Origin of the sequence: Thalassobaculum sp. (assembly GCF_040219215.1) — a bacterium.
Classification (GTDB): domain Bacteria; phylum Pseudomonadota; class Alphaproteobacteria; order Thalassobaculales; family Thalassobaculaceae; genus Thalassobaculum_A.
The window spans coordinates 133,150-152,808 of the sequence record NZ_JAVJSX010000015.1; the positions used below are offsets into that span (position 1 = coordinate 133,150).

The 19,659-nt window shown below is 66.3% G+C and carries 21 protein-coding genes and 1 tRNA gene; 11 read left to right on the forward strand and 11 right to left on the reverse strand.

Features of this window, described 5'->3' with window-relative positions; translation table 11 throughout:
- Positions 1–17 precede the first annotated feature (17 nt).
- Entirely contained in the window at positions 18–464 is a 447-nt protein-coding gene (locus tag RIC54_RS13165; protein ID WP_350090910.1) for a MarR family winged helix-turn-helix transcriptional regulator, read from the reverse strand.
- 86 nt (positions 465–550) lie between these two features.
- On the opposite strand from RIC54_RS13165, the gene RIC54_RS13170 reads away from it, so the two are divergent.
- Complete coding sequence (locus tag RIC54_RS13170; RefSeq protein WP_350090913.1) at positions 551–994, forward strand: YybH family protein; 444 nt, start codon at positions 551–553, stop codon at positions 992–994.
- Between the two features lie 6 nt (positions 995–1,000).
- Here RIC54_RS13170 and RIC54_RS13175 read toward each other — a convergent pair whose 3' ends face one another.
- From RIC54_RS13175 to RIC54_RS13185, 3 genes are all read right to left on the reverse strand, one after another.
- Entirely contained in the window at positions 1,001–2,140 is a 1,140-nt protein-coding gene (locus tag RIC54_RS13175; protein WP_350090916.1) for an HlyD family secretion protein, read from the reverse strand.
- Positions 2,133–2,618, reverse strand: a complete 486-nt coding sequence (locus tag RIC54_RS13180) for a MarR family winged helix-turn-helix transcriptional regulator (protein WP_007668306.1) — start codon at positions 2,616–2,618, stop codon at positions 2,133–2,135. The genes RIC54_RS13175 and RIC54_RS13180 overlap by 8 nt, the downstream gene beginning before the upstream one ends.
- 61 nt (positions 2,619–2,679) lie before the next feature.
- Complete coding sequence (locus RIC54_RS13185) at positions 2,680–4,263, reverse strand: sensor histidine kinase (protein WP_350090919.1); 1,584 nt, start codon at positions 4,261–4,263, stop codon at positions 2,680–2,682.
- Between the two features lie 202 nt (positions 4,264–4,465).
- Here RIC54_RS13185 and cysE point away from each other — a divergent pair, with 202 nt between their 5' ends.
- Both cysE and RIC54_RS13195 read left to right on the forward strand, forming a co-directional pair.
- On the forward strand, positions 4,466–5,290 hold the full coding sequence (cysE, locus tag RIC54_RS13190; RefSeq protein ID WP_350090922.1) for a serine O-acetyltransferase: 825 nt from the start codon (positions 4,466–4,468) through the stop codon (positions 5,288–5,290).
- Between the two features lie 119 nt (positions 5,291–5,409).
- Positions 5,410–6,045 (forward strand): HD-GYP domain-containing protein, encoded by a 636-nt coding sequence (locus RIC54_RS13195; RefSeq protein ID WP_350090925.1) that lies wholly within the window; start codon positions 5,410–5,412, stop codon positions 6,043–6,045.
- Positions 6,046–6,052: 7 nt separating this feature from the next.
- On the opposite strand, the gene RIC54_RS13200 is transcribed toward RIC54_RS13195, so the two are convergent.
- The 3 genes from RIC54_RS13200 to RIC54_RS13210 form a co-directional block, all read right to left on the reverse strand.
- Positions 6,053–7,636, reverse strand: a complete 1,584-nt coding sequence (locus RIC54_RS13200) for an OpgD/OpgG family glucan biosynthesis protein (RefSeq protein ID WP_350090928.1) — start codon at positions 7,634–7,636, stop codon at positions 6,053–6,055.
- 122 nt (positions 7,637–7,758) lie between these two features.
- On the reverse strand, positions 7,759–8,208 hold the full coding sequence (gloA, locus tag RIC54_RS13205; protein ID WP_502989674.1) for a lactoylglutathione lyase: 450 nt from the start codon (positions 8,206–8,208) through the stop codon (positions 7,759–7,761).
- Positions 8,209–8,324: 116 nt separating this feature from the next.
- Positions 8,325–9,338: a methyltransferase gene (locus RIC54_RS13210; protein ID WP_350090931.1), complete on the reverse strand. Its 1,014-nt coding sequence runs from the start codon at positions 9,336–9,338 to the stop codon at positions 8,325–8,327.
- 197 nt (positions 9,339–9,535) lie between these two features.
- On the opposite strand from RIC54_RS13210, the gene RIC54_RS13215 reads away from it, so the two are divergent.
- Together RIC54_RS13215 and RIC54_RS13220 are read left to right on the forward strand one after the other, a co-directional pair.
- On the forward strand, positions 9,536–10,984 hold the full coding sequence (locus tag RIC54_RS13215) for a multicopper oxidase family protein (RefSeq protein ID WP_350090934.1): 1,449 nt from the start codon (positions 9,536–9,538) through the stop codon (positions 10,982–10,984).
- A 29-nt stretch (positions 10,985–11,013) separates the two neighbouring features.
- Complete coding sequence (locus RIC54_RS13220) at positions 11,014–11,733, forward strand: RraA family protein (protein ID WP_350090937.1); 720 nt, start codon at positions 11,014–11,016, stop codon at positions 11,731–11,733.
- A 6-nt stretch (positions 11,734–11,739) separates the two neighbouring features.
- Here the strand turns inward: RIC54_RS13220 and RIC54_RS13225 are convergent, their stop codons facing one another.
- Complete coding sequence (locus RIC54_RS13225; RefSeq protein ID WP_350090940.1) at positions 11,740–12,636, reverse strand: LysR substrate-binding domain-containing protein; 897 nt, start codon at positions 12,634–12,636, stop codon at positions 11,740–11,742.
- Between the two features lie 128 nt (positions 12,637–12,764).
- Here RIC54_RS13225 and RIC54_RS13230 point away from each other — a divergent pair, with 128 nt between their 5' ends.
- Positions 12,765–13,469 (forward strand): glutathione S-transferase family protein, encoded by a 705-nt coding sequence (locus tag RIC54_RS13230; protein WP_350090943.1) that lies wholly within the window; start codon positions 12,765–12,767, stop codon positions 13,467–13,469.
- Between the two features lie 67 nt (positions 13,470–13,536).
- Here the strand turns inward: RIC54_RS13230 and RIC54_RS13235 are convergent.
- A tRNA-Leu gene (locus RIC54_RS13235) sits at positions 13,537–13,623 on the reverse strand.
- Between the two features lie 69 nt (positions 13,624–13,692).
- A complete protein-coding gene (locus RIC54_RS13240) occupies positions 13,693–14,706 on the reverse strand; it encodes a 2OG-Fe(II) oxygenase (RefSeq protein WP_350090946.1) in 1,014 nt (337 codons plus the stop codon).
- A gap of 171 nt (positions 14,707–14,877) precedes the next feature.
- Here RIC54_RS13240 and RIC54_RS13245 point away from each other — a divergent pair, with 171 nt between their 5' ends.
- The 5 genes from RIC54_RS13245 to RIC54_RS13265 all read left to right on the forward strand — a co-directional run bounded on the left by RIC54_RS13245 (position 14,878) and on the right by RIC54_RS13265 (position 17,532).
- Positions 14,878–15,222 (forward strand): hypothetical protein, encoded by a 345-nt coding sequence (locus RIC54_RS13245; RefSeq protein ID WP_350090950.1) that lies wholly within the window; start codon positions 14,878–14,880, stop codon positions 15,220–15,222.
- A gap of 108 nt (positions 15,223–15,330) precedes the next feature.
- Positions 15,331–15,912 carry a YqaA family protein gene (locus RIC54_RS13250; RefSeq protein ID WP_350090953.1) on the forward strand — a complete coding sequence of 194 codons (582 nt, stop codon included), beginning with the start codon at positions 15,331–15,333 and terminating at the stop codon, positions 15,910–15,912.
- Positions 15,913–15,915: 3 nt separating this feature from the next.
- Entirely contained in the window at positions 15,916–16,419 is a 504-nt protein-coding gene (locus RIC54_RS13255; protein WP_350090956.1) for a disulfide bond formation protein B, read from the forward strand.
- The gene (locus RIC54_RS13260; protein WP_350090959.1) at positions 16,416–16,997 is read left to right on the forward strand and encodes a demethoxyubiquinone hydroxylase family protein; all 582 of its coding nucleotides are present in this window, start codon (positions 16,416–16,418) and stop codon (positions 16,995–16,997) included. The genes RIC54_RS13255 and RIC54_RS13260 overlap by 4 nt, the downstream gene beginning before the upstream one ends.
- A 16-nt stretch (positions 16,998–17,013) precedes the next feature.
- A complete protein-coding gene (locus RIC54_RS13265; protein ID WP_350090962.1) occupies positions 17,014–17,532 on the forward strand; it encodes a GNAT family N-acetyltransferase in 519 nt (172 codons plus the stop codon).
- 140 nt (positions 17,533–17,672) lie between these two features.
- Here the strand turns inward: RIC54_RS13265 and RIC54_RS13270 are convergent, their stop codons facing one another.
- Entirely contained in the window at positions 17,673–19,634 is a 1,962-nt protein-coding gene (locus RIC54_RS13270) for a methyl-accepting chemotaxis protein (RefSeq protein WP_350090965.1), read from the reverse strand.
- Between the last annotated feature and the right edge of the window lie 25 nt (positions 19,635–19,659).

A 19,659-nucleotide genomic window follows, 5' to 3' on the forward strand; every position in this document is an offset into this window, starting at 1 on the left:
AGCCCCGCGTTTGTCGATCAGGACAACGCGCGAAGATCCGCCCTCAGGGTGTCGGGGTCGGATGCGGTGATCAGCGCTTCGAGCTCGGCGTGGGTTCTCTCCCAGATCGGCATGGCCTCGATCAGCAGGGCACGGCCCGCATCCGTCAGGGCCAGCAGACGGCTGCGCCGGTCGGATTCATCCACCGCGACGGTAACCAAGCCGCGCCGCTCCAGCGGTTTGAGATTGGCGGTCAGCGTGGTCCGGTCCATCGCCAACAGGGTCGAGACCGACCGGATGCTTGGCGGGGTGGGGCGGTTCAGCGACATCATCAGCGAGAACTGCCCGTTGGTAAGCCCGGCCGGCCGCAGCGCGTCGTCGTACCGTCGCGCCACCGCCCGCGCCGCCCGCTGCACATGAAGGCACACGCACAGATCGCGGACCCGGATGGTGAGATCGAATGGCAGATCGTCGGGGTTTGACATCAGATAATAGTGTTGATATCAACGTAAAAGTCAACCGCAATCGCAACCGAGACGCTCGACCGAGCGCGATCACAATGGAGGCCAGTATGGATGGTGCGACCCGCAGCAGCGCGGCACAGACCGAGGTCAGGCGCCTGCTCGACGATTGGGTCGGGGCGGTGACCGCCCAGGACCTGGACCGGATCATGGCGTGCTATGTCGACGACGTCCGGGCGTTCGATGCCATCGGGCAGCTGCAGTTCACCGGGCGGGACGCCTACCGGGAGCACTGGAAGCTGTGTTTCACGATGTGTGAGTCGATGGCGTTCGAGATCCATGACCTGGACATCACCGCGGCCGACGAGGTCGCCTTTGCCCACTATCTGGCGCGCTGCGGCGGCGCCGGGCCGGACGGCAAGGAGCGTATGGGGTGGATGCGGGCGACGGTGGGGTGCCGCAAGGTGGCGGGCCGCTGGTTGGTCACGCATGAACACTATTCGGCTCCGTTCGACCCGGAAAGCGGCAAGGCTCTGTTCGATCTGACCCCTTGATCGGTGCTATTTCGCGCTCGCCTGGCTGCGATCGTCGCGCCAGGCGGCCAGCGCCTCGCGCGCGACCGTCAGCAGTTGCCGCTCGCGCTTGGTATCGATCGCGATCGATGCCGTCATGCCGGCGCGCAGTGGCGGCCGGCCATCGATCTTCTCCAGGTCGATGCGCACCGGGACACGCTGCACGACCTTGACCCAATTGCCGGAGGCGTTCTGCGGCGGAAGCACCGCGAACTCGGCTCCCGTAGCGGGCGCGATGGACGTTACCCGAGCCGCCCATGTTACGTCCGGGTAGGCGTCGACCGAGACTTCGACCACTTGACCTTCGCGGACATGGGTCAATTCGGTCTCCTTCAGGTTTGCGACCACCCAGGTATCGTCGACCTCGATCAAGCCGAAGGCCGGTTTGCCTTCCTCCAGCCATTCGCCGGCCTCCAGGTGAACCTGGGTGGCGATGCCGGACGTCGGCGCCCTTACCTCGGTGTACCCAAGGCGCAACTCGGCCAGGTTCCGTTCGGCGAGCGCTTCGAGATACTTCGGGTGCAACTCGGCAGCGCGCTCCGGGTCGCCGCCCAGTTCGGCCAGCACCTTGCGGATCTTCTCGCGCAGCGCCCGCACCCGCTGGCGGGCGGAGGCGAATTCGAACTCGGCTTCGTCGAGTTTGGCGGACGTTCCGGCGCCGGTCTTGGCGAGCGCGCGTTGCCGTTCGGCTTCGCGCTGGAAGTACCGGACCGTCTCGTTTCCTTCGTCGATTTCCGCTTCGATCTGGTGGAACTCGGCGCGTATCGCATCGATGTCGTTGCGCACGGTTGCGATCTTGGCCTCGGCAATCTGCAACTGCAGCCAATACGGGTCGGGATCGAGCCTGAACAGCACGTCGCCCGCTTGCACCCGCTGGTCGTTGCGCACCATGACCTCGACCACCCGGCCGTCGATATCGGTCGATATCGCAATGATGTGCGCCTTCACATAGGCGTTCTCGGAGGTCACGTAGCGCCCGGTAAACGCATACCACGAAGCTGCGCCCGCGATCAGGACAAGCGGCACCAGGACCAGCATGACCAGCCGGCGAATGCGCCGGCCCCGGCCCCGTCTTGCCCGTGTCTGCGTCGCCGTTACGTCCTGGGCCGCCTCGGCCCCATCAGTCATCGGCGGCCTCGCGACCGTTCTCCGCCAATGGGCTGCGCAGCTCGTCAAAGTCGTGCAGGTTCGCCTTGATCTGCAGCAGGGTATCGACGAAGGCCTCGTGCCGTTCGCCCTCGATGCCCTTCGTCGCGTCTCGCCGGATGTCGGCGGCAATGGAGCGCAGCGACCGCATCAAGCCCTGGACGCGGTCGGTCAGATAGACCCGCTTGATCCGGCGATCGTGCCGATCTGGCCGCCGCTCGATCCATTCCTTCTCTTCAAGGCGGTCGAGCAGCCGCCCGAGCGTCGCCTTCTCCAGATCCATGAACGCAGCCAGTTCCGACTGCGTCACGGCTTCCTTGGCGTACAGCGCGGTCAGAACCCACCACTGCGACCGGGTCAGGCCGAGCTCGCGCCCACGACGGTCGAACGCGACACGCATCAGCCGTGCGACGTCGTGGATCAGAAAGCCGAAGTTTCGATGTAAATCCGATCGTTCCATGGCCCGATGATAGTTGGCATGCCAATAGTTGCCAACAGCGGGGTCGAATGCCGTCGGCTGGTCATGACTCTCGCGTGGATGATGAGGGTGTTGACGAGGCCGTATCGGCGTCGTCGTCGGCGCGCAGGACCTCTCGCAGAGACATCTGATCACGCTGATTGCCCGATGTTGGTTCAAGCAGTGTTGGAAAACTCAGTGTCACGGTCGTGCCGCGGCCGGGGGCGCTGGCGATGTTCAGGGTGCCGTCGTGTTCGCGGACCAGCGCCCGGCTCAGGGCGAGACCGAGGCCAACGCCTTCGACGGCCCGCGCCCCGCTGACGCCGGCTTGCTCGAAGGGTCGGAACACGCGCTCCAGATCATCGTCCGACATGCCGATACCGGTGTCGGCGATGCGGATGGCGACCGTGCCGGCGACATCGTCCCCAACCTCGACCTGGACCGATCCGCCGGAGTCGGTGAACTTGACGGCGTTGGTCAGCACGTTCAGCAGGATCTGCCGGAACCGAACCCGGTCACCGAGGATCGTCGCGGACGGGTTCGCTGCGGGAGCGAACCGCAGATCGATGCCGGAATCGGTGGCGCGCCCCTGGACCAGCCGGCAGCAGGATTCGATCTGTTCGACCACGTCGAGCGGCTCGCGGCGCAGAACCAGCTTTCCGGCTTCGACCCGTGACAGATCCAGGACATCGTCGATGAGGGCGAGCAGATGGTCACCGCTCGAGCGGATATCACTCGCGTAGTCGCGGTACTTGGCGTGACCGATCGGTCCATACAGTTGCCTGGCCATGATCTCCGAGAAACCGATGATCGCGTTCAGCGGGGTTCGAAGCTCGTGGCTCATGGCGGCCAGGAACATCGACTTGGAGCGGTCGGCCGTCAGCGCGGCATCGCGGGTCCGCGACAGCTCCTCCGATGCCGCCTTCAGGCGGGTGTTCTGCCGGGCGAGCAGGGCGAGCGCGTCGGAGGTTTCCTGAAGCGCGCTGTCGCGCTGCCGAACGGCGGTTTGCAGGTGATCGAGCGCTTGGCGCAACGCTCGCAGCACGACGCGGTCGATCCCCAGGTACAGTCCGGCCGCGATCAGCGCCGAGAACATCGTGACCAGTGCCGTCTCGAAGAGGATCGGCCAGAGACTGACGGTAGAGGTCAGCTCGGCGGCGCGTCTGCCGTGGACGAGAACCGGCGCTGCGGCGGTGAGGACGGGCCGATCGACATGGATTGTCGGGGGCAGAAGGACGTCGCCTTTCGGCCACAGCACTGCCCGCTCGATCTGAATTCCCATCGACGGAACCGAGGCAATCACGTCGCGGACGGCATCGGTGTCGCTGGCCCACTGGGATCCTGCCCCCTGGGCGTACTTCGCCAGGCGTTCAGCGGTTATGGCGGCCTCCAGGCCGACGTGCTCGTGGAGCGCGCGGATTCCGGCAAGCGCAAACAGTGCGGGAATGGAGAACAGGACGGTTGCAGTCACCGCAATGGTCAGGCGGCGAAGCGCCCGGCGCACCATCGCGATGTCCGTCGCGGGAGTGGCATCGGAACGGCCATGCGTCGCCGTATCCGAGGGGTCGGTTCCGGGTTCAGTTCGTGCAGCCGAGGGAACTTCGTTCGTCATGGCGCGCTTCGCGTCGCTGGGCTGGATGGCCATCATGCGGGGGGACTCGTTAACCAGCCGTTAAGGATCGTCAGATGTTGAGGATCGGCTGTGATCGATGGGTCGAGTGACCGTCCGGAACGGCACCCGTTCCCCGGAGATGGTGACCGCACCCGCTTGACAGGCATAGACTGCCGACCAACGTCAGGACCGCAGACCCCGGCAGCGTTGCACGGGGCGCCAGCGTGGAGGTTGTCGAATGGCCGAAGCCCATTGGCCCCGCAAGGTAGCGGCGCACCTTGATCCGATCTGGGATGGACTGCGGGCCGACGCAGAGACGACCGCGCGCGACGAGCCGGCGCTGGCGAGTTTCCTGCACGCGACGGTCCTGGCCCACGATACGCTTGAACACGCCCTCGCCTATCACCTGTCGCAGAAGCTCGGATCGGAATCGATCACCGGGCTGTCGCTGCGGCAGACCATCGATCAGGCGGTGCATGGCGAGGCTGATATCGGCCAGTTGGTCCGCGCCGATCTTTCCGCGGTGTTCGACCGCGATCCGGCATGCAACAGCTATCTGGAGCCGTTCCTCTACTTCAAGGGGTTCCAGGCACTTCAGGCCTACCGGGTGGCTCGTTGGCTTTGGGAGAACGGCCGCAAGGCGCTGGCGCTCTATCTGCAGTCCCGGACGTCCGAGGTGTATGGCGTGGACATCCACCCCGCCGCCCGCATCGGCCGGGGCATCCTGATCGACCATGCCACAAGCGTGGTGGTCGGCGAGACGGCGGTCATCGAGGACGAGGTGTCGCTGCTGCATGGCGTGACGCTTGGCGGCACCGGCAAGGAAACCGGCGATCGTCACCCGAAGGTTCGGCGCGGTGCCCTGATCGGTGCCAACGCGACGATCCTCGGCAACATCGAGATCGGGTCCTGCTCGCGGGTGGGTGCCGGAAGCGTGGTTTTGCACGATGTCCCGCCCAATACCACGGTGGCGGGCGTGCCGGCGAAGGTCGTGGGCGAAGCCGGCTGCGAGCGCCCCGCTCTCGCCATGGATCAGCATTTTTCCGAGGATTGTGCGGACTGACGGCGTCGGTCGGCCCCCCGGGGCCGGCACGAACTCACTCGGGTTTACCTTTCGTTGACGCCTGATCGGTAGTGATGGTCCGCGCACCGTCTCGGGGACGGGCCAAGGGGGAACCGAGGATGATCGATCAGCAACCAGCTTCAGGCGATATCGGCGACATGCCGAGCCCGGCACTGTTTACGGCGTTGCGTCAGACGACCGACGAGCCGTTGTTCCATCATGAAGCCAAGGTCGGATTGATCACCCATCTGCTGGCCACCGCGCTCGGTCATGACAATGAGTCGGCGGCCGAAATGGCGTACGCGGCGACCATGCACGATGTCGGCCGGCACTCGATGTCCGACGAGACCTTCGCCAAGTGCGATCCGCTGACCGACGACGAGATCGCAGAACTCCGCCGCCACACCGGCTACGGCGCCATGCTGCTGGAGAAGGCCGGCTTTGACCCCGACGGGCTGGCCGTCCAGGCGGCGCTGCATCATCACGAACGTTATGACGGGACCGGCTACCCGACGGGCATTTCCGGCGAGGCCATTCCGTTGGTCGCCCGGCTGGTGGCGGTGGCCGATGTGTACGACGCGCTTCGCGCCGCGCGGCCATACAAGCCGGCGTTCGACCACGCCGAGGTCTGCCGGATCATCCTCGAAGGCGACGGCCGGTGTCTGCCCGGTCACTTCGATCCGGTCGTGCTGCAGGCCTTCCGGGACAACTCCGATGCCATCCGGCGGCTGTGGGAGCCGGTGGCCGAGGCTTGATCCCGGCTCAGGCCGTCGGCGTAGGATGGTACTGGTACAGCCAGGTTTCGGTCAGGACGGTGTCGCCGCTGCGCAGATAGCAGCGCAGGTTGACCGGCTCGTCGCCGTCGACGGCGAGATCGAACTGCGCACGCCAATGGCCCGGCACGTCGTCCGGCACCGCCTCGGTAAAGGTGTACGAGAATTCACCGCGCGACGTCGTCAGGATCGCTTCCGGCAGCACGCCCATCGGAAGATCCTTGAGTGGTCCGCCCAGAAACTCGACCATGAACTTGCGCACGGCCTTCGGCCGCGGCTGCCCGGGCTGTCCTCCGTTACCCATCCGGGTGGCGACGCAGCGCCCGAGCTCGCCCGGGTAGGGCTCGTCGGCCAGCCAGTGCAGGCGGTAGGCAATCTCGATGTGGCTGCCGGCGCCATGCGGCGCATCCGGCACCCACATGGCGCAGATGTTGTCGTGAATCTCGTCGTCGGTCGGGATCTCGACCAGTTGCACGACCCCTTTGCCCCAGTCGCCCAACGGCTCCACCCAGGCTGAAGGCCGCTTGTCGTACTTCACGCCGTCCAGGTAGTGATCGAAGTTCCGGTCGCGTTGCGACAGGCCGAAGCCGCGCGGATTTTCGTCCAGGAAGCTGGAGATCATGGTCCGGCCCGGATTGTTCAGCGGACGCCAGATCCGTTCGCCCGCTCCGGTCCACAGGGCCAGGCCGTCGGAATCATGGACTTCCGGCCGCCAGTCGACCATCGACGGCTTGGCGGTCTCGGAGAACCAGTACATCGAGGTGAGGGGCGCGAGCCCGAGGCGCTCGATGGATTTGCGAGGATGAACCGACGCCTCGATATCCATCACGACGCCCGAGGTGCGGTGCATCTTGAACCGGTAGGCACCGGCGACCGAGGGGCCGTGCAGCAGCGCGTACACGGTTACCGGCTCGCTTTCCGTCCCGGCCGGCTCGAACCAGTAGCTCACGAAATCAGGGAACTCCTCCGGCCCCGGCGCACCGGGCGCCAAAGCGATGCCGCGGGCCGACAATCCGACCTGACCGAGTTCGCCGACGCCGCGGAAATACGACGCGCCGAGGAACGTTGCCCACGGCTCGACCTTGTCCAGGTCGCCCTTGCGGGCCGGCTCGTGCACCCAGAAGCCGGCAAAGGCCGAGGGCTGTTCGCTCAAGCCGGCGGCCACATGGTCCTGCCCGACGGTGAAGTAGGTCGGGTCGTACAGGACCTCCCGGGCGTTGGCGCCGTCGATCGCGTGCATTCGCACCGTCTTCGGGAAGAACATACCGACGTGCTGGAACGAAATCGGAAACGCGTCGTCCCGGTGCAGCGCGAACTCCTTGCGGTACCGCAGCTTGCCGTGGGCGTCGTAGTCGATCTTCGCGACGATGCCGGGGTCGGGGCGTGGCGGCTCCTGGTACGGCTGCCCTGCCAGATCGCGGGCGTGCTGCTTAAGCCACTCGTATGAGAACGGCGCGGCCCCGCCGAGTTTGAGGCCGTTTGCGGCCATGGCCGATGCGGGGCCGCCGACCAGCCGGGCGGTACCGGCGGCGAGCAAGAGCTGCAGGAGCGAGCGTCGATCGAAAGCGGGCATGATCCGTCCGTGATGCTGTGCGGGCGGCCTGCGTCAGCGCAGGCAACGGCTCCGGAACGCGTTGACCGATGGGTGGTTCCGCCCTTCGGGGCCGTTTGCCGGGATCCCGAAGGGCGAAGATCTTACCAGCTGCCGGTGTTGGCCATCGACGACCACGGCTCCGCCGGGTCTTTGGCGCTGCCGTTCTGCAGCAACTCGATGGAGATGCCGTCCGGCGACTTCACGAACGCCATGTAGCCGTCGCGCGGGGGGCGGTTGATGGTGACGCCGTTGTCCATCAGGTGCTGGCAGGTCGCGTAGATGTCGTCGACCCGGAACGCCAGGTGGCCCCAGGCCCGGCCGGTCTTGTAGTCTTCCGGGTCCCAGTTGTAGGTGAGCTCGAGCAGCGGCGCCTTCTTGTCGGAGGCGGCGTCCTTCTCGTCCGCCGGCGCGGCCAGGAAGATATTGGTGAACCGGCCCTTCTCGCTGTCGTAGCGCCGGACTTCCTTCATGCCGAGCAGGTCGCAGTAGAACTTCAGGCTGTCGTCGACATTGCTGATCCGGACCATGGTGTGCAGGTACTGCATGGACATGGGGAATACCTCCCTTTTGGGCGAGTTGCGGACTCGGATTGTTCGTCGGTGCGATACATAGCGCGGAGCGCCGAAGAGTCGATAGCCGATAGCCGAGTCCGCAAGATCGGGAAGGTTCAGCTTGGCCGCACTCCCTGGGCCAGCATTGTCATGCCGGGGATCATCGGTGTCACCGACACGTCGACAAACCCGGCCTTGGTCAGCTGCTGCGCCAGCCAGGCGTCGTCCAGCGAGCGGGCCTTGGGAGTGAACGCGGTGTGCTGCAACTGCCACAGCGCGGCCAGCTTCGGACCCGTCCGGTCCGCCGAAACGACGAAGTCGTGGATCATGATCCGGCCGACCGGCGCCAGCTGCTGGAACGCCCGGGCCAGGAGGCCGTCATGGGCCTCGCCGGGTACGCCGGAGAACAGGTAGGACATTAGGATCGCGTCCTGCTCCCCCGGCCACTCCGTCTTCAGGGCGTCGCCGGGAACATAGGCGATGCGGTCGCTGAGCCCGGCGTCCGCGGCGTACTGAATCCCAAGCGACACCACGTTCGGGAAGTCGACCACGGTCGCCGTCAACTCCGGGAAGGCTTCGCACAATGTGATGGCGAACGCGCCGGTGCCGCCGCCGACGTCCAGCAGGCGGCGGGCGCTCGACAGGTCGACGCTCTTGGCGAGGCCCAGCGCCGGACCGAGCGAGCCGGCGTGCTGGCTCATCGAGTAGAGGCGGGCCTCCTCGGGGTCGGAGAACCACTCCGCGTATGATGCGGTTGCGTCCTCGGGCAGCTTGTTGGCGAGCGCCAGTTCGATCTGGTCGAGCAGGCTGTACATCTGCCGGTCGACCTGCAGGCGCAGATAGTCGCCGAAGTCGTACTTGGCGCCCTTGACCAGGAAGGAGTCCGCCGCCGGCGAGTTGCCGAACCGGCCGTTCTCGACGGACAGCACGCCGAGGGCGGCGAGTGCGGTCAGCAGGGTCCGTACCCGCTCCGGATGCAGCCCGGTCGCCGCCGCGGCTTCCTCGGCGGTCATCGGACCGTCGGCGAGGCGGGTGAATACCTTGTGGTGCAGCGCAGCGAACAGCGCCTTCGATCCCATGAAGCCGAATGCGACATCGGAAATTTCTTCGGCCTTGGTCAGCAGCGTCATTCGGCGTTCCTTAGAAATTGTTTGAAGGCGACAATAGTTATCTGAAATCGACACACTTTGACAAATCGGGCCGCTGGCTCTTGGCTTGGATGGTGCGCTGCGGTGGTCCGAGGGGCGAGGTTCCCGGTGTCGCGATGGCGCCAACCATGTCAGGCTGCGTTGGCGACTTCGACGCATCGACATTCAGGATGGCTGCGATGCCGAGTTTCACAATGGAAGGACCGACCAGACGGCGTTTCCTCGTTGGGAGCGCGGCCGTGCTGGCGGGCGCGGGGGCGGCATTTCCATCCGTCGGCCGGGCGGAGCCGCGCGAGTTTCGGCTGCGGGCCGGGCCGGCCAGGGTCAGGTTGGTCCCGGCGCCCTATCCCGACACCACGGTCTGGTCGTTCAACGGCACCGTGCCCGGCCCGGAGATCCGGGTCCGGCAGGGCGAGCGGGTGAGGGTGCTGGTCGAGAACGCGCTGGCGGAGGAGACCACCGTGCACTGGCACGGCCTGCGGGTCGCGAACGCCATGGACGGGGTTCCGCATCTGACCCAGCGTCCGATCGCGCCGGGTGAGACCTTCGCCTACGAGTTCGAGGCCCTGGATGCCGGCACGTTCTGGTACCACCCGCACCAGCGCGGGTTCGAGCAGGTCGACCGCGGCCTGTACGGCCCGCTGATCGTCGAGGAGGCCGAGCCGGTCGCCGTCGATCGGGACGTGACCTGGGTCCTGGACGACTGGCGCTTGCGCAACGACGCCTCGATCAGCGGTGATTTCGAGAACATGCACGATTCGGCGATGGCCGGCCGGATCGGCAACACGGTGACGATCAACGGCGGCGTGCCGGATCGTTTCGCCGTCCGAGCCGGTGAGCGCATCCGCCTGCGGCTGATCAACGCCGCCAACGCACGGATCTTCGCGCTGGAATTCGAGGGACACCAGCCGCGGATCGTTGCGCTCGACGGCCAGCCGGTTGTGCCACACGCGCCGAGCGGCGGGCGTGTGGTGCTGGGGCCGGCAATGCGCGCCGATCTGGTCATCGACATGACGGGCGCGCCGGGCGCCCGGTTCCGGGTGATCGATGGTTTCTACCGCGGTCGCGAGTACCGTCTGCACGACATGGTCTATGCCGATACCCCGCTTCGCGAAGCGCCGCTGGAGACTATGATCGAACTGCCCGCCAACCCGTTGGCCGAACCCGATGTGGCCGATGCGCAGCGACACGTCGTCAGTTTCGGCGGCGGCATGATGGGTGGGATGATGGGCGGCGGAATGGGTGGGATGATGCGCCGCATGATGCCGGGGATGCAGCACGGCGGTATCTGGAACATCAACGGGGTTTCCGCGACCGGCCACGTCATGGACCCGATGCTGACACTGGCGCACGGACGGTCCTACCTGCTGGCGATGACCAACGACACGGCCTTTCACCATCCGATCCACTTGCACGGCCACTCGTTCCGGGTGCTGGGCCGCAACGGCGTTCCCACCCGGTACCGGGAATGGCAGGACACGGTGCTGATGGATCCGCGCGAGCGGGTGGACATCGCCTTCGTCGCCGACAATCCTGGCGACTGGATGTTCCATTGCCACATCCTGGAGCATCAGGCGGCCGGGATGATGGGTGTCATCCGTGTGGCGCCCGACACCTCCCGCACCTGACCGACCCCCGACAACGAAGGATCCGCGCCGTGACCAAGACCGCCGACGACCTGCTTGCCCGCCTTGCAAAACTGGAAACCGGGCAGGTCAGCGACGTGCTCGACGAGGCCGGGGTGTCGAACCATGCGCTGTCGTCGGCGCTGACCCCGCTCACCCCGTTGACCGCCGGGACGCGGTTTGCCGGGATCGCGGTATGCGCCCGCGGCGAGGCGTCGGTTCAGGGCCGGCATGCCCGTCCGGCGATGCCGGGCGAGGCACTGGAACAGGCGATGCACCCGAACGCGGTGCTGATGATCGAGAGCGGCGGCTTCACCCGTGGTGCGCTGTTCGGCGGGTTCGTCGCCTACAGCCTGCAACGGGCGGGCTGCGTGGCGATCGTGTCGGATGGCGGGGTACGCGATGCCGACGAGATCCGCGGCCTCGGCCTGCCGGTGATCTCGGCTGCCGTGACGCCGGTGAACGGCTCGCGCCGCTGGCAGTGGACCGATGTCGGTGTGCCGATCGCCCTGCCGGGGCAGGAGGGACGGCCGGTCCCGGTCGCACCGGGCGACTACATCCTGGCTGATGGCGACGGTCTGGTGGTCATCCCGGCGGCGATCGCCGCCACGGTGATCGAGGACACCGAGAAACTGGCCGAGGTCGAGCGCGAGATCGGCAACGGTCTGCGCGCAGGTGGCACCCGCGCCGAGGTGTTCAAGCGCAACCCGCGCTTCGCCCACATCCGCCCGGCGTCACCGGCGAAGGTGTGAGGGCGGCTACCCGCCAATCCTCCCGATCCGATCGGCCAGGAACTCGATGACCGCCCTGATCGCCGGCAGCTGACCGCGCCGGTGCGGAACCAGCAGTGTCGTGGTCACCCGGCCGGCGGTCCAGCCGGGCAGCACAGCAGACAACTGACCGCTTTCCATGCGGTCGCGGCAGATCGTTGTCGGCAGGCAGGCTATTCCAAGGCCGGCCACGGCGGCCTCGAGCAGAACGATGGATTCGTCGGCGATCAGGCGTGGACGTGGTTCGACCCGGCAGCCTCCGCCATCCTCGCGACTCAACTGCCAGACCGTCGCACTCCGCCCGGTGAGCAGGGCGTCGTGGATCGCTAGATCCTGCGGATCGCCGGGGGTGCCGCGCTGTGCCAGATAGCTCGGTGCGGCCACCAGCACCACCGGTTCCTCGGCCACGCGACGCTGCACCAGCGAGGAGTCCGGCAACGGCGCGAAATGGCTTCGGACTGCGATGTCAAAGCCTTCCTGCACCAAGTCGACGAACCGGTCGGTGGCGTGCAGTTCCACCAGGAGCTTCGGATGGTCGCGCGCCAGTGCCGGCAGGTGCGGTGCCAGGTAGAACTGCGCGGTCGGGATCGAGGCGGTAAGCCGCACTGATCCGCTGGGTTCGGCGGTCCGGCGGCGCACCACCGCTTCGGCCGCATCCGCTTCGATCAGCGCCGCCCGAGCGTGGTCGAAGAAGTCCCGACCGGCCTCCGTCAGCGTGAAACTGCGTGATGTTCGATGAACAAGCCGGGCCCCGAGGTCGGCCTCCAACTCCGCCACCCGTTTGCTGATGGTGGACTTGGGTATGCCGGTCTGTCGGGCGGCTGCGGCGAACCCGCCGTGTTCCACCGCCCGGACGAACAGGTGGAGGTCGTTGAGGCTGAGCATTGGTCGATCTCAAAGTCCACAGAGCGGGACGATAAGTTCGAGAATCGCCCACTGTCGCCCGGATGTCCATACAGCCAGGTTATCGGCAACGAAGGCGCGGTGCCTTTGACATGGTGACGGAGACACACATGGAGCCAGTTCTGTTTTACGGAGTGCCCGAGGGCTGCTCGTTCGGATCAATCGTCGCGCTCGAATGGCTTGGCCGACCCTATCGGCTGTGCCGCATCCAGATGCCGGAGGTGGCGAGTGGCGACGACTTCCGTCGGCTCAATCCGGTTGGTGAGACTCCGACCTTGATGACTTCGGACGGTCAACTGGTCAGCGAAAGCCTGGCCATCCTGAATCACATCGCAGCGCTGGGCATCGACAGTGGCTTGGCGTTTGCCCAGGGCAGCCAGGAATTCGACCGTCTGAACCAGATGCTGGCGTTCCTGAACACCAGCTACTTCAACGCCTTCAGCCCTCTGTGGCACGTGATCGAACATGAAGTCGACCGGTCGACCAAGGACGTACTGACCGCCTATGGCCGGGCGAACGTGCAGAAGACGCACGCCCAGTTGGAAGCGATGCTTGGTGGTCGGGACTGGCTGGTCGGTGATCGGCGTAGCCTGGCAGACGCCTATTTCATGGGGATCGCGCGGTGGGCCGATTTTCACCAAGCGATCGACCGGCGTGACTATCCGGGCTTGAACAGGCTCTACGAGCGTATGGCGTCCGACCCCGCCGTCCGCTTTGCCCACGCCATCGAGCATGAAGAACCGACCCGTAGCAGTGGCGGTTTCATGGGGCACGTGTCACTCGATGAGGTGCTGGCAGCGCGGCAGGCCCGCTGATCGACGATGCGGGCGGCATCGGCTTTATGGGCGATGCCGCCTGACGTCGGAATGGTCAAAGAGGAGGTGGTGCGGGCGGTCGGAGTCGAACCGACACTCTGTCACCAGAACTGGATTTTGAGTCCAGCGCGTCTACCAATTCCGCCACGCCCGCGACGCGGATGTCCTACTACGGCATCGCGCGGTTTTCGACCAGAATTTTCACCCGGCACGTCGCTCCAGCTCAATGCAGGAATGCCAGCAGCACGTAGCGGGTGCCGCGGGTCACCGGACGGGCTTCGTGCAGCAGCGAGCAGGAGAACACCACCGCCTCGCCGGTGGCCGGCCGATAGCCGATGTCGCCGTACTCCGGGAACACCAGGTGCCCGCCGTCATAGGCGCCGGTGTTGAGGTTCAGGGTGACGGCGAACCGTCGCGTGCGCCCGGCGGTCGAGGTGTTGTCGCGGTGCGGGCGGAAATGCCCGCCTTCCTCGGCCTCGTAGCGCACGATCTTGAACAGTTCGTGGCGCTGGATCGGCGAGTGGGTGGCCCGCGCGATCTCCGGAATCAGCCGGCGCTGGAAGATGTGGCGGATCTCGGCTTCAAGGGGCGAGCCTTCGGGCACCACGTGATCGCGTCGAACCTTGACCTCGGCGTCGGACAGCAGGACGGACTCGCCTTTCACCTGCTGCAGGAAGCCGGACGGCTCGTTGCCCTGGCTGTCGTGCACATGGATCAGCCACCGGCACCACTCCGGCGACAGCACGCCGGGGATCACCATCACCGGCGCCTGCGCGACAGGGCCTTCCCGAAACGCGGCCGCCGGCAGCCGGGACCGGATCAGGGCGAGGCAGGCTTCGGCGTGGGCCGCCGGATCGCCGTCACCGGGTATCACGCCGGCGAGACGTGACGCGCGATCGAACACGACGGTCGCCGACGCCGTGAGGTTGAAGTTGCGGGCCAGTGCGCCGGCGGGATCGGCGAGCGGGGTGATGCCGGGCGGCACGGTGCCTATGGCCCCGGGCGTGGTTTGACGGACCGCGTACAGGTCGGCGCCAAGGGCGGCGAAGGCGTCGGATCGAGCCTGCATGGCGGCGATCACCGGCGACGGATCGCCGGATCCGACGGCGACATGCATGACGCACGTCCGTCCGGCCATTCGGGTGATCGGCCGTGTCTTGCCGTCGGCGGTGCGGAGCTCGACGACCGGCGCCACGTCGCCGACATCGAACCAGGGATGGAGCGCGGGTTTCTGCATGGCCGCATCTTGGCCGGACCGGGCTTGCCGGGCAACGCGTCTGTCGCCGGGAACATCGGTCTGGCGGCCGTCCGCGATGGGGCGCGGCGATGAAATAGAACGCGAGCGACGGAAGTCGTTGGCTCGGGCGTTGGATGTGCATTGGGGACGGCGACAGGAGGAGAGACTCGGATGTCTGTTCTTTCACGTTCGCTGGCTGCGCTGGCCCTGGTTGCCGGTGTAGCGCTTGCCGTACCGGAGCCGGCCCGTGCCGATTCCTTCGGATTCGTGATCACCACCGACGACGATCGTGGCGGTCATCGCGGATCACGTCACCGAGGCCACCGCGATCACGGCTGGCGTGGCGACGACCGGCACTGGGGTCACGGGCATGGCCGTCGGCACCACCGGCATGGTCCGCCGCCGTGGGCGCGCGGCCACCGGCCCTATTACGGACCATACGCCCATGCCTATGTCCAACGCTGCCAGGTCGTCTGGAGCGAGTGGCACCGCAACTACGTGCAGGTCTGCCGCTGAGGTCGGCCGCCGGCGCCCGGCAAGCACCGGGCGCCGGCGGCTCTCCTTGCGGCTTTCGGCCGGCGCTGCTATCGCAGGCGGCTTCGACACTCTGTGGGGTTCGCCTCGATGCTCCGGCCCTTCTACGACTGGACCCTGCGGGTTGCCGGTGACCGGCGGGCCGACTGGTGGTTGGCGCTGGTCGCCTTCGTGGAAAGTTCGGTCTTCCCGATTCCACCGGACGTGATGATCGTACCGATGGTCCTGGCCGACCGCCGCCGGGCCTGGCGGATCGCTGCGATCGCGACCGTCGCTTCGGTCGCGGGCGGGCTCCTCGGTTATGCCATCGGCAGCCTGTTCTTCGAGGCGATAGGCCGTCCGATCCTCGATCTCTACGGCTACGCCGAAAAGTTCACGGACTTTGCCGCCCGCTACAACGACTGGGGCGCCTGGATCGTGTTCGGCGCCGGGATTACACCATTCCCCTATAAAGTCATAACTATTGCCAGCGGAGTGACCCGACTCGACCTTCTGGTCTTCGTCGTCGCGTCGGTGCTGGCGCGGGCGTTGCGGTTCTTCGTGGTCGCCGGTCTGCTGTGGCATTTCGGGCCGTCGATCCGGCGGCTGCTTGAGCGCTACCTGGGGCCGATAACGGTTGTCTTCTTCGTGTTGTTGATTGGTGGTTTCGTCGCCCTCAAATACATCGTGTAGGCCATGGATTCTTTCGTTTCCCGTGCCGGTTTGCTGATCGCGTGGGCGTCCACCCTGGCGCTGCTGGCGGTGTTCGTCGCGCAGTACGGCTTCGACCTGCAGCCCTGCGTGCTGTGCATCTGGCAGCGTTGGCCGCATGGAGCGGCGGTGGCGCTGGGGCTTGCGGTCTGGGCGTTCCGCGACTGGCCGGCGGTTTCGCTTGGCCTGCTCGGGCTGGCGATCACGGCCGAAGTCATCACCGGCGGCATCGGCGTGTTCCACGTCGGGGTCGAGCAGGGCTGGTGGCAAGGGACCGCCGATTGCGGGTCGACCGGCGGGGCCGACAGTCTGGCCGCGCTGAAGGCGCAGATCATGAACCAGCCGATCGTGCGGTGCGACGAGGTGGTGTTCGCGTTCCTGGGGATTTCGATGGCAGGATGGAACGTGGTGCTGGCCGCCGCGCTGGCCGGGCTCGGTCTCGGTGCCGTGGTCCGCAACGTCAACCGCCGCAGGGAGGACTGGTCATGACCAGCAAGGCCGGAACCGCGAAGGTCGGAGCTGACGCGAACCCGCGACGATTGCCGGGCGACCTGTCCCATGACGCGCTGATCGACCGGATCGTGCGGGTCGACCACGCCGGCGAGTTCGGGGCGCAGCGCATCTACGAAGGCCAGCTCGCCGTGCTCGGCCGCCGCCCGTGCGCCAAGACCATCCGGCACATGAAGGAGCAGGAGGAACGGCATCTTGCGGCGTTCGAGGCGCTGATCCGCAGCCGCCGGGTCCGGCCCACCGTCCTGCACCCGCTGTGGAACATCGCGGGCTTTGCGCTGGGTGCCGGTACCGCGCTGCTGGGTGAGAAGGCGGCGATGGCGTGCACGATAGCGGTCGAGGAAGTGATCGACGACCACTACCGCCGCCAGACCGAGGCGCTGGGCGACGACGAGGCGGCGCTGAAGGAGACGATCGAGGAGTTCCGCGCCGAGGAGGCGGAACACCGCGACATCGGCAAGGAGCACGGCGGCGAGGAAGCGGTCGGCTATCCCGTGATGCGCGCCGCGATCCGCGCCGGCTCGCGCGCCGCGATCTGGCTCAGCGAACGGTTCTGAGCGGCGGCAGCAGTCGATGACGACCGCGTGGCGGCCGGCGAGGCTGGACGACGTGGTGCGGATCGCGCGCCTGTCGAACTCCATCCACACCCTGTTTCCCGAGCGCGAGGAGGTGTTCGCGGAGAAGATCCGGCTGTCACCGGAGGGCTGCCACGTGCTTGAATCCGACGACGCTATCGTCGGCTACATCCTCAGCCATCCATGGCGCCGCCGCAGCCCGTCCGCCCTGGACAGTCTCATCGGCGAGCTGCCGGCCGAAGCGGACTGCTGGTACGTCCACGATCTCGGAATGGGAGCGGGAGTGCGTGGCACCGGCGCGGCGACCGAGATCGCCGGCCGGATCATCCGGGCGGCCGAGCGCGAAAAGTTCCCCGTGGTGGCGCTGGTCGCGGTTGCCGGCGCCGACGGCTACTGGCGGAAGCTCGGGTTCCAGGAGGTCGCAGCCGATGGACTCGCCGCCAAGCTACGGGAGTACGGCGAGGACGCGGTCTACATGGAGCTGCCGCTGGGCGCCGCTGGCGCTCCGCGGCCCTGATGCGCTGGCAACGTGGCGATCTGCGGCCCGGGATTACGTGGCGTCATCTGGATCGGCGAGCGGTTCTAAGGACAGGTAAGGCAGCCCGAACGGTGGTCCCGGCTGCCAAGTCTACCCAGAGAGATGCTGTTCGGAGTTCGTCAAGCGGCCCGGATCTTGGCGAGGAAGCTCTCGACTTCCGCGCGCAGCGCTTCGGTTTGGCGGGACAGATTGCCGGATGCCCCAAGGACCTGGCTTGCCGCAGTGCCGGTCTCCGACGCGGCCTGTCTGATGCCGGTGATGTTGGTGGTCACTTCCGAGGTACCGGCCGATGCCTGCTGAACGTTGCGGGCGATCTCCGCCGTGGCGGCGCCCTGCTCCTCCACCGCCGACGCAATGGTCGTGGCGATGTCGTTGATCCGCCCGATCGTGCTGCCAATGCCCTCCACCGCACTGACCGCGCCGGTTGTCGCGGCTTGGATCTCGGCGATCTTCGAGGAGATTTCCTCCGTGGCTCTGGCGGTCTGGGTGGCCAGCGACTTGACCTCCGACGCGACCACCGCGAAACCCTTGCCGGCTTCGCCGGCGCGCGCCGCCTCGATCGTAGCGTTCAGGGCCAGCAGGTTGGTCTGGGCCGCGATGTCCTGGATCAGATTGACCACGTCGCCAATGCTCTGCGCGGCAATGGCTAGGCCCTTGATCTCGTCGTTGGTGCGCCCGGCATCGGCGACCGCTTGGTTGGCGATCGACGCGGACTCGCTGACCTGCCGAGCGATCTCGGTGACCGAGCTGGACAGTTCCTCGGCAGCTGAGGCGACTGTCTGCACGTTGGTCGATGCCTGTTCCGAGGCTGCGGCGACCGTGGTGGTCTGGCGCTGGGTCTCTTCGGCTGTTGCGGACATCGACTTGGCAGTCGATTGCAAGTCGGTCGATGACGACGAAAGGCCGCGCAAGGCATCTGCCACGGTGCGATCGAAGTTCGCGATGCTCCCTTCAATGACGCTCGTACGGGCTTCTTTGGCAGCCTGCTCCTTGGCCTGTTCGGCGCGCAGTTCGGCCGCCTCGATCAGGCCTTGCTTGAAGATCTCGACGGCTTGCGCCATGGCGCCGATCTCGTTGCGATAGTCGGTGGCAGGAGTATCCATATTGTGGTCACCACGGGCCAGCGCGCTCATGGCGTCTGTCATCAGGGTGATCGGGCGGATAATCATCTGGCCGATGGCTAGCGCGACCAGGGTCGCCAGTACAGCGGTTCCGCCCAAGGCTGCGAACACCGCGATCCGGGTTGACTCGCCCGCGGCCCGCGCTTCGGCTGCCGCTGCATCGTTGGTGACGTCGATCTGCTTGGAAAGCTCGGTCAGCAGGTCCTCGGCCACTGCATACCCCGCCGACAGCTCTTCTTCGCGGTCGACGATTGCCAGCCGCAGAGCGGCGGCGGTGTTGAAGTCGGCCACGTAGCTGGCGATCAGCGTGGTCACCTCAGCGCGATCGGCCTCGCTCAAGGTGCTCTGGGTCAGAGCCTCGGCGAACGCGGCCTGACGCTTCGTAATGTTGTCGATGTACTTGGGGTCGAGGCGGGCAAAGAAATCCTTCTCATGGCGCCGCATCATCAGCATCAGTACGGAGAGACGGTCCTGGTTATAGGTCTCCAGTTTGGTCTCGACGGCGTGCACGGCACCACGCAGGTTACCGAGCAAGCCTTCCTTTTCGGTAAGACCGATGCGTTTGCGGTCGTCTACCATAGCGTTGAACACCTCTTGGTAGACAGAAACAGCAGTGCTGATATTTTCAATCAGTACCGCGCCCTGTTCGCTGGCGCTGTGCTTAAGCTTACTCAGACGTTCAAAGATCCGGGTAGCGGTCTCAGAATGCAGGGCGACGTATTTCTCATCCAGCCGGAGAATGAAATCCTTTTCCCGGCGGCGGGCGCTCAACAAGTCGATCTGAACCAAGCGGGTCAACTCGGCGCGGTGAACTGAGACGTCCGCCATTGCTTGCTGGTGCGCCCGTTCACCGTCTATGGCGATATAGGCGACTCCGACGATCGAGAAGCCTACCAGCACCAATCCAACAATCAGGCCGATCTGAAGTCGCAGATTCATGCCTTTAAACAGCTGCGTCATAACCCGGTCCTCTAACAGCTAAAAG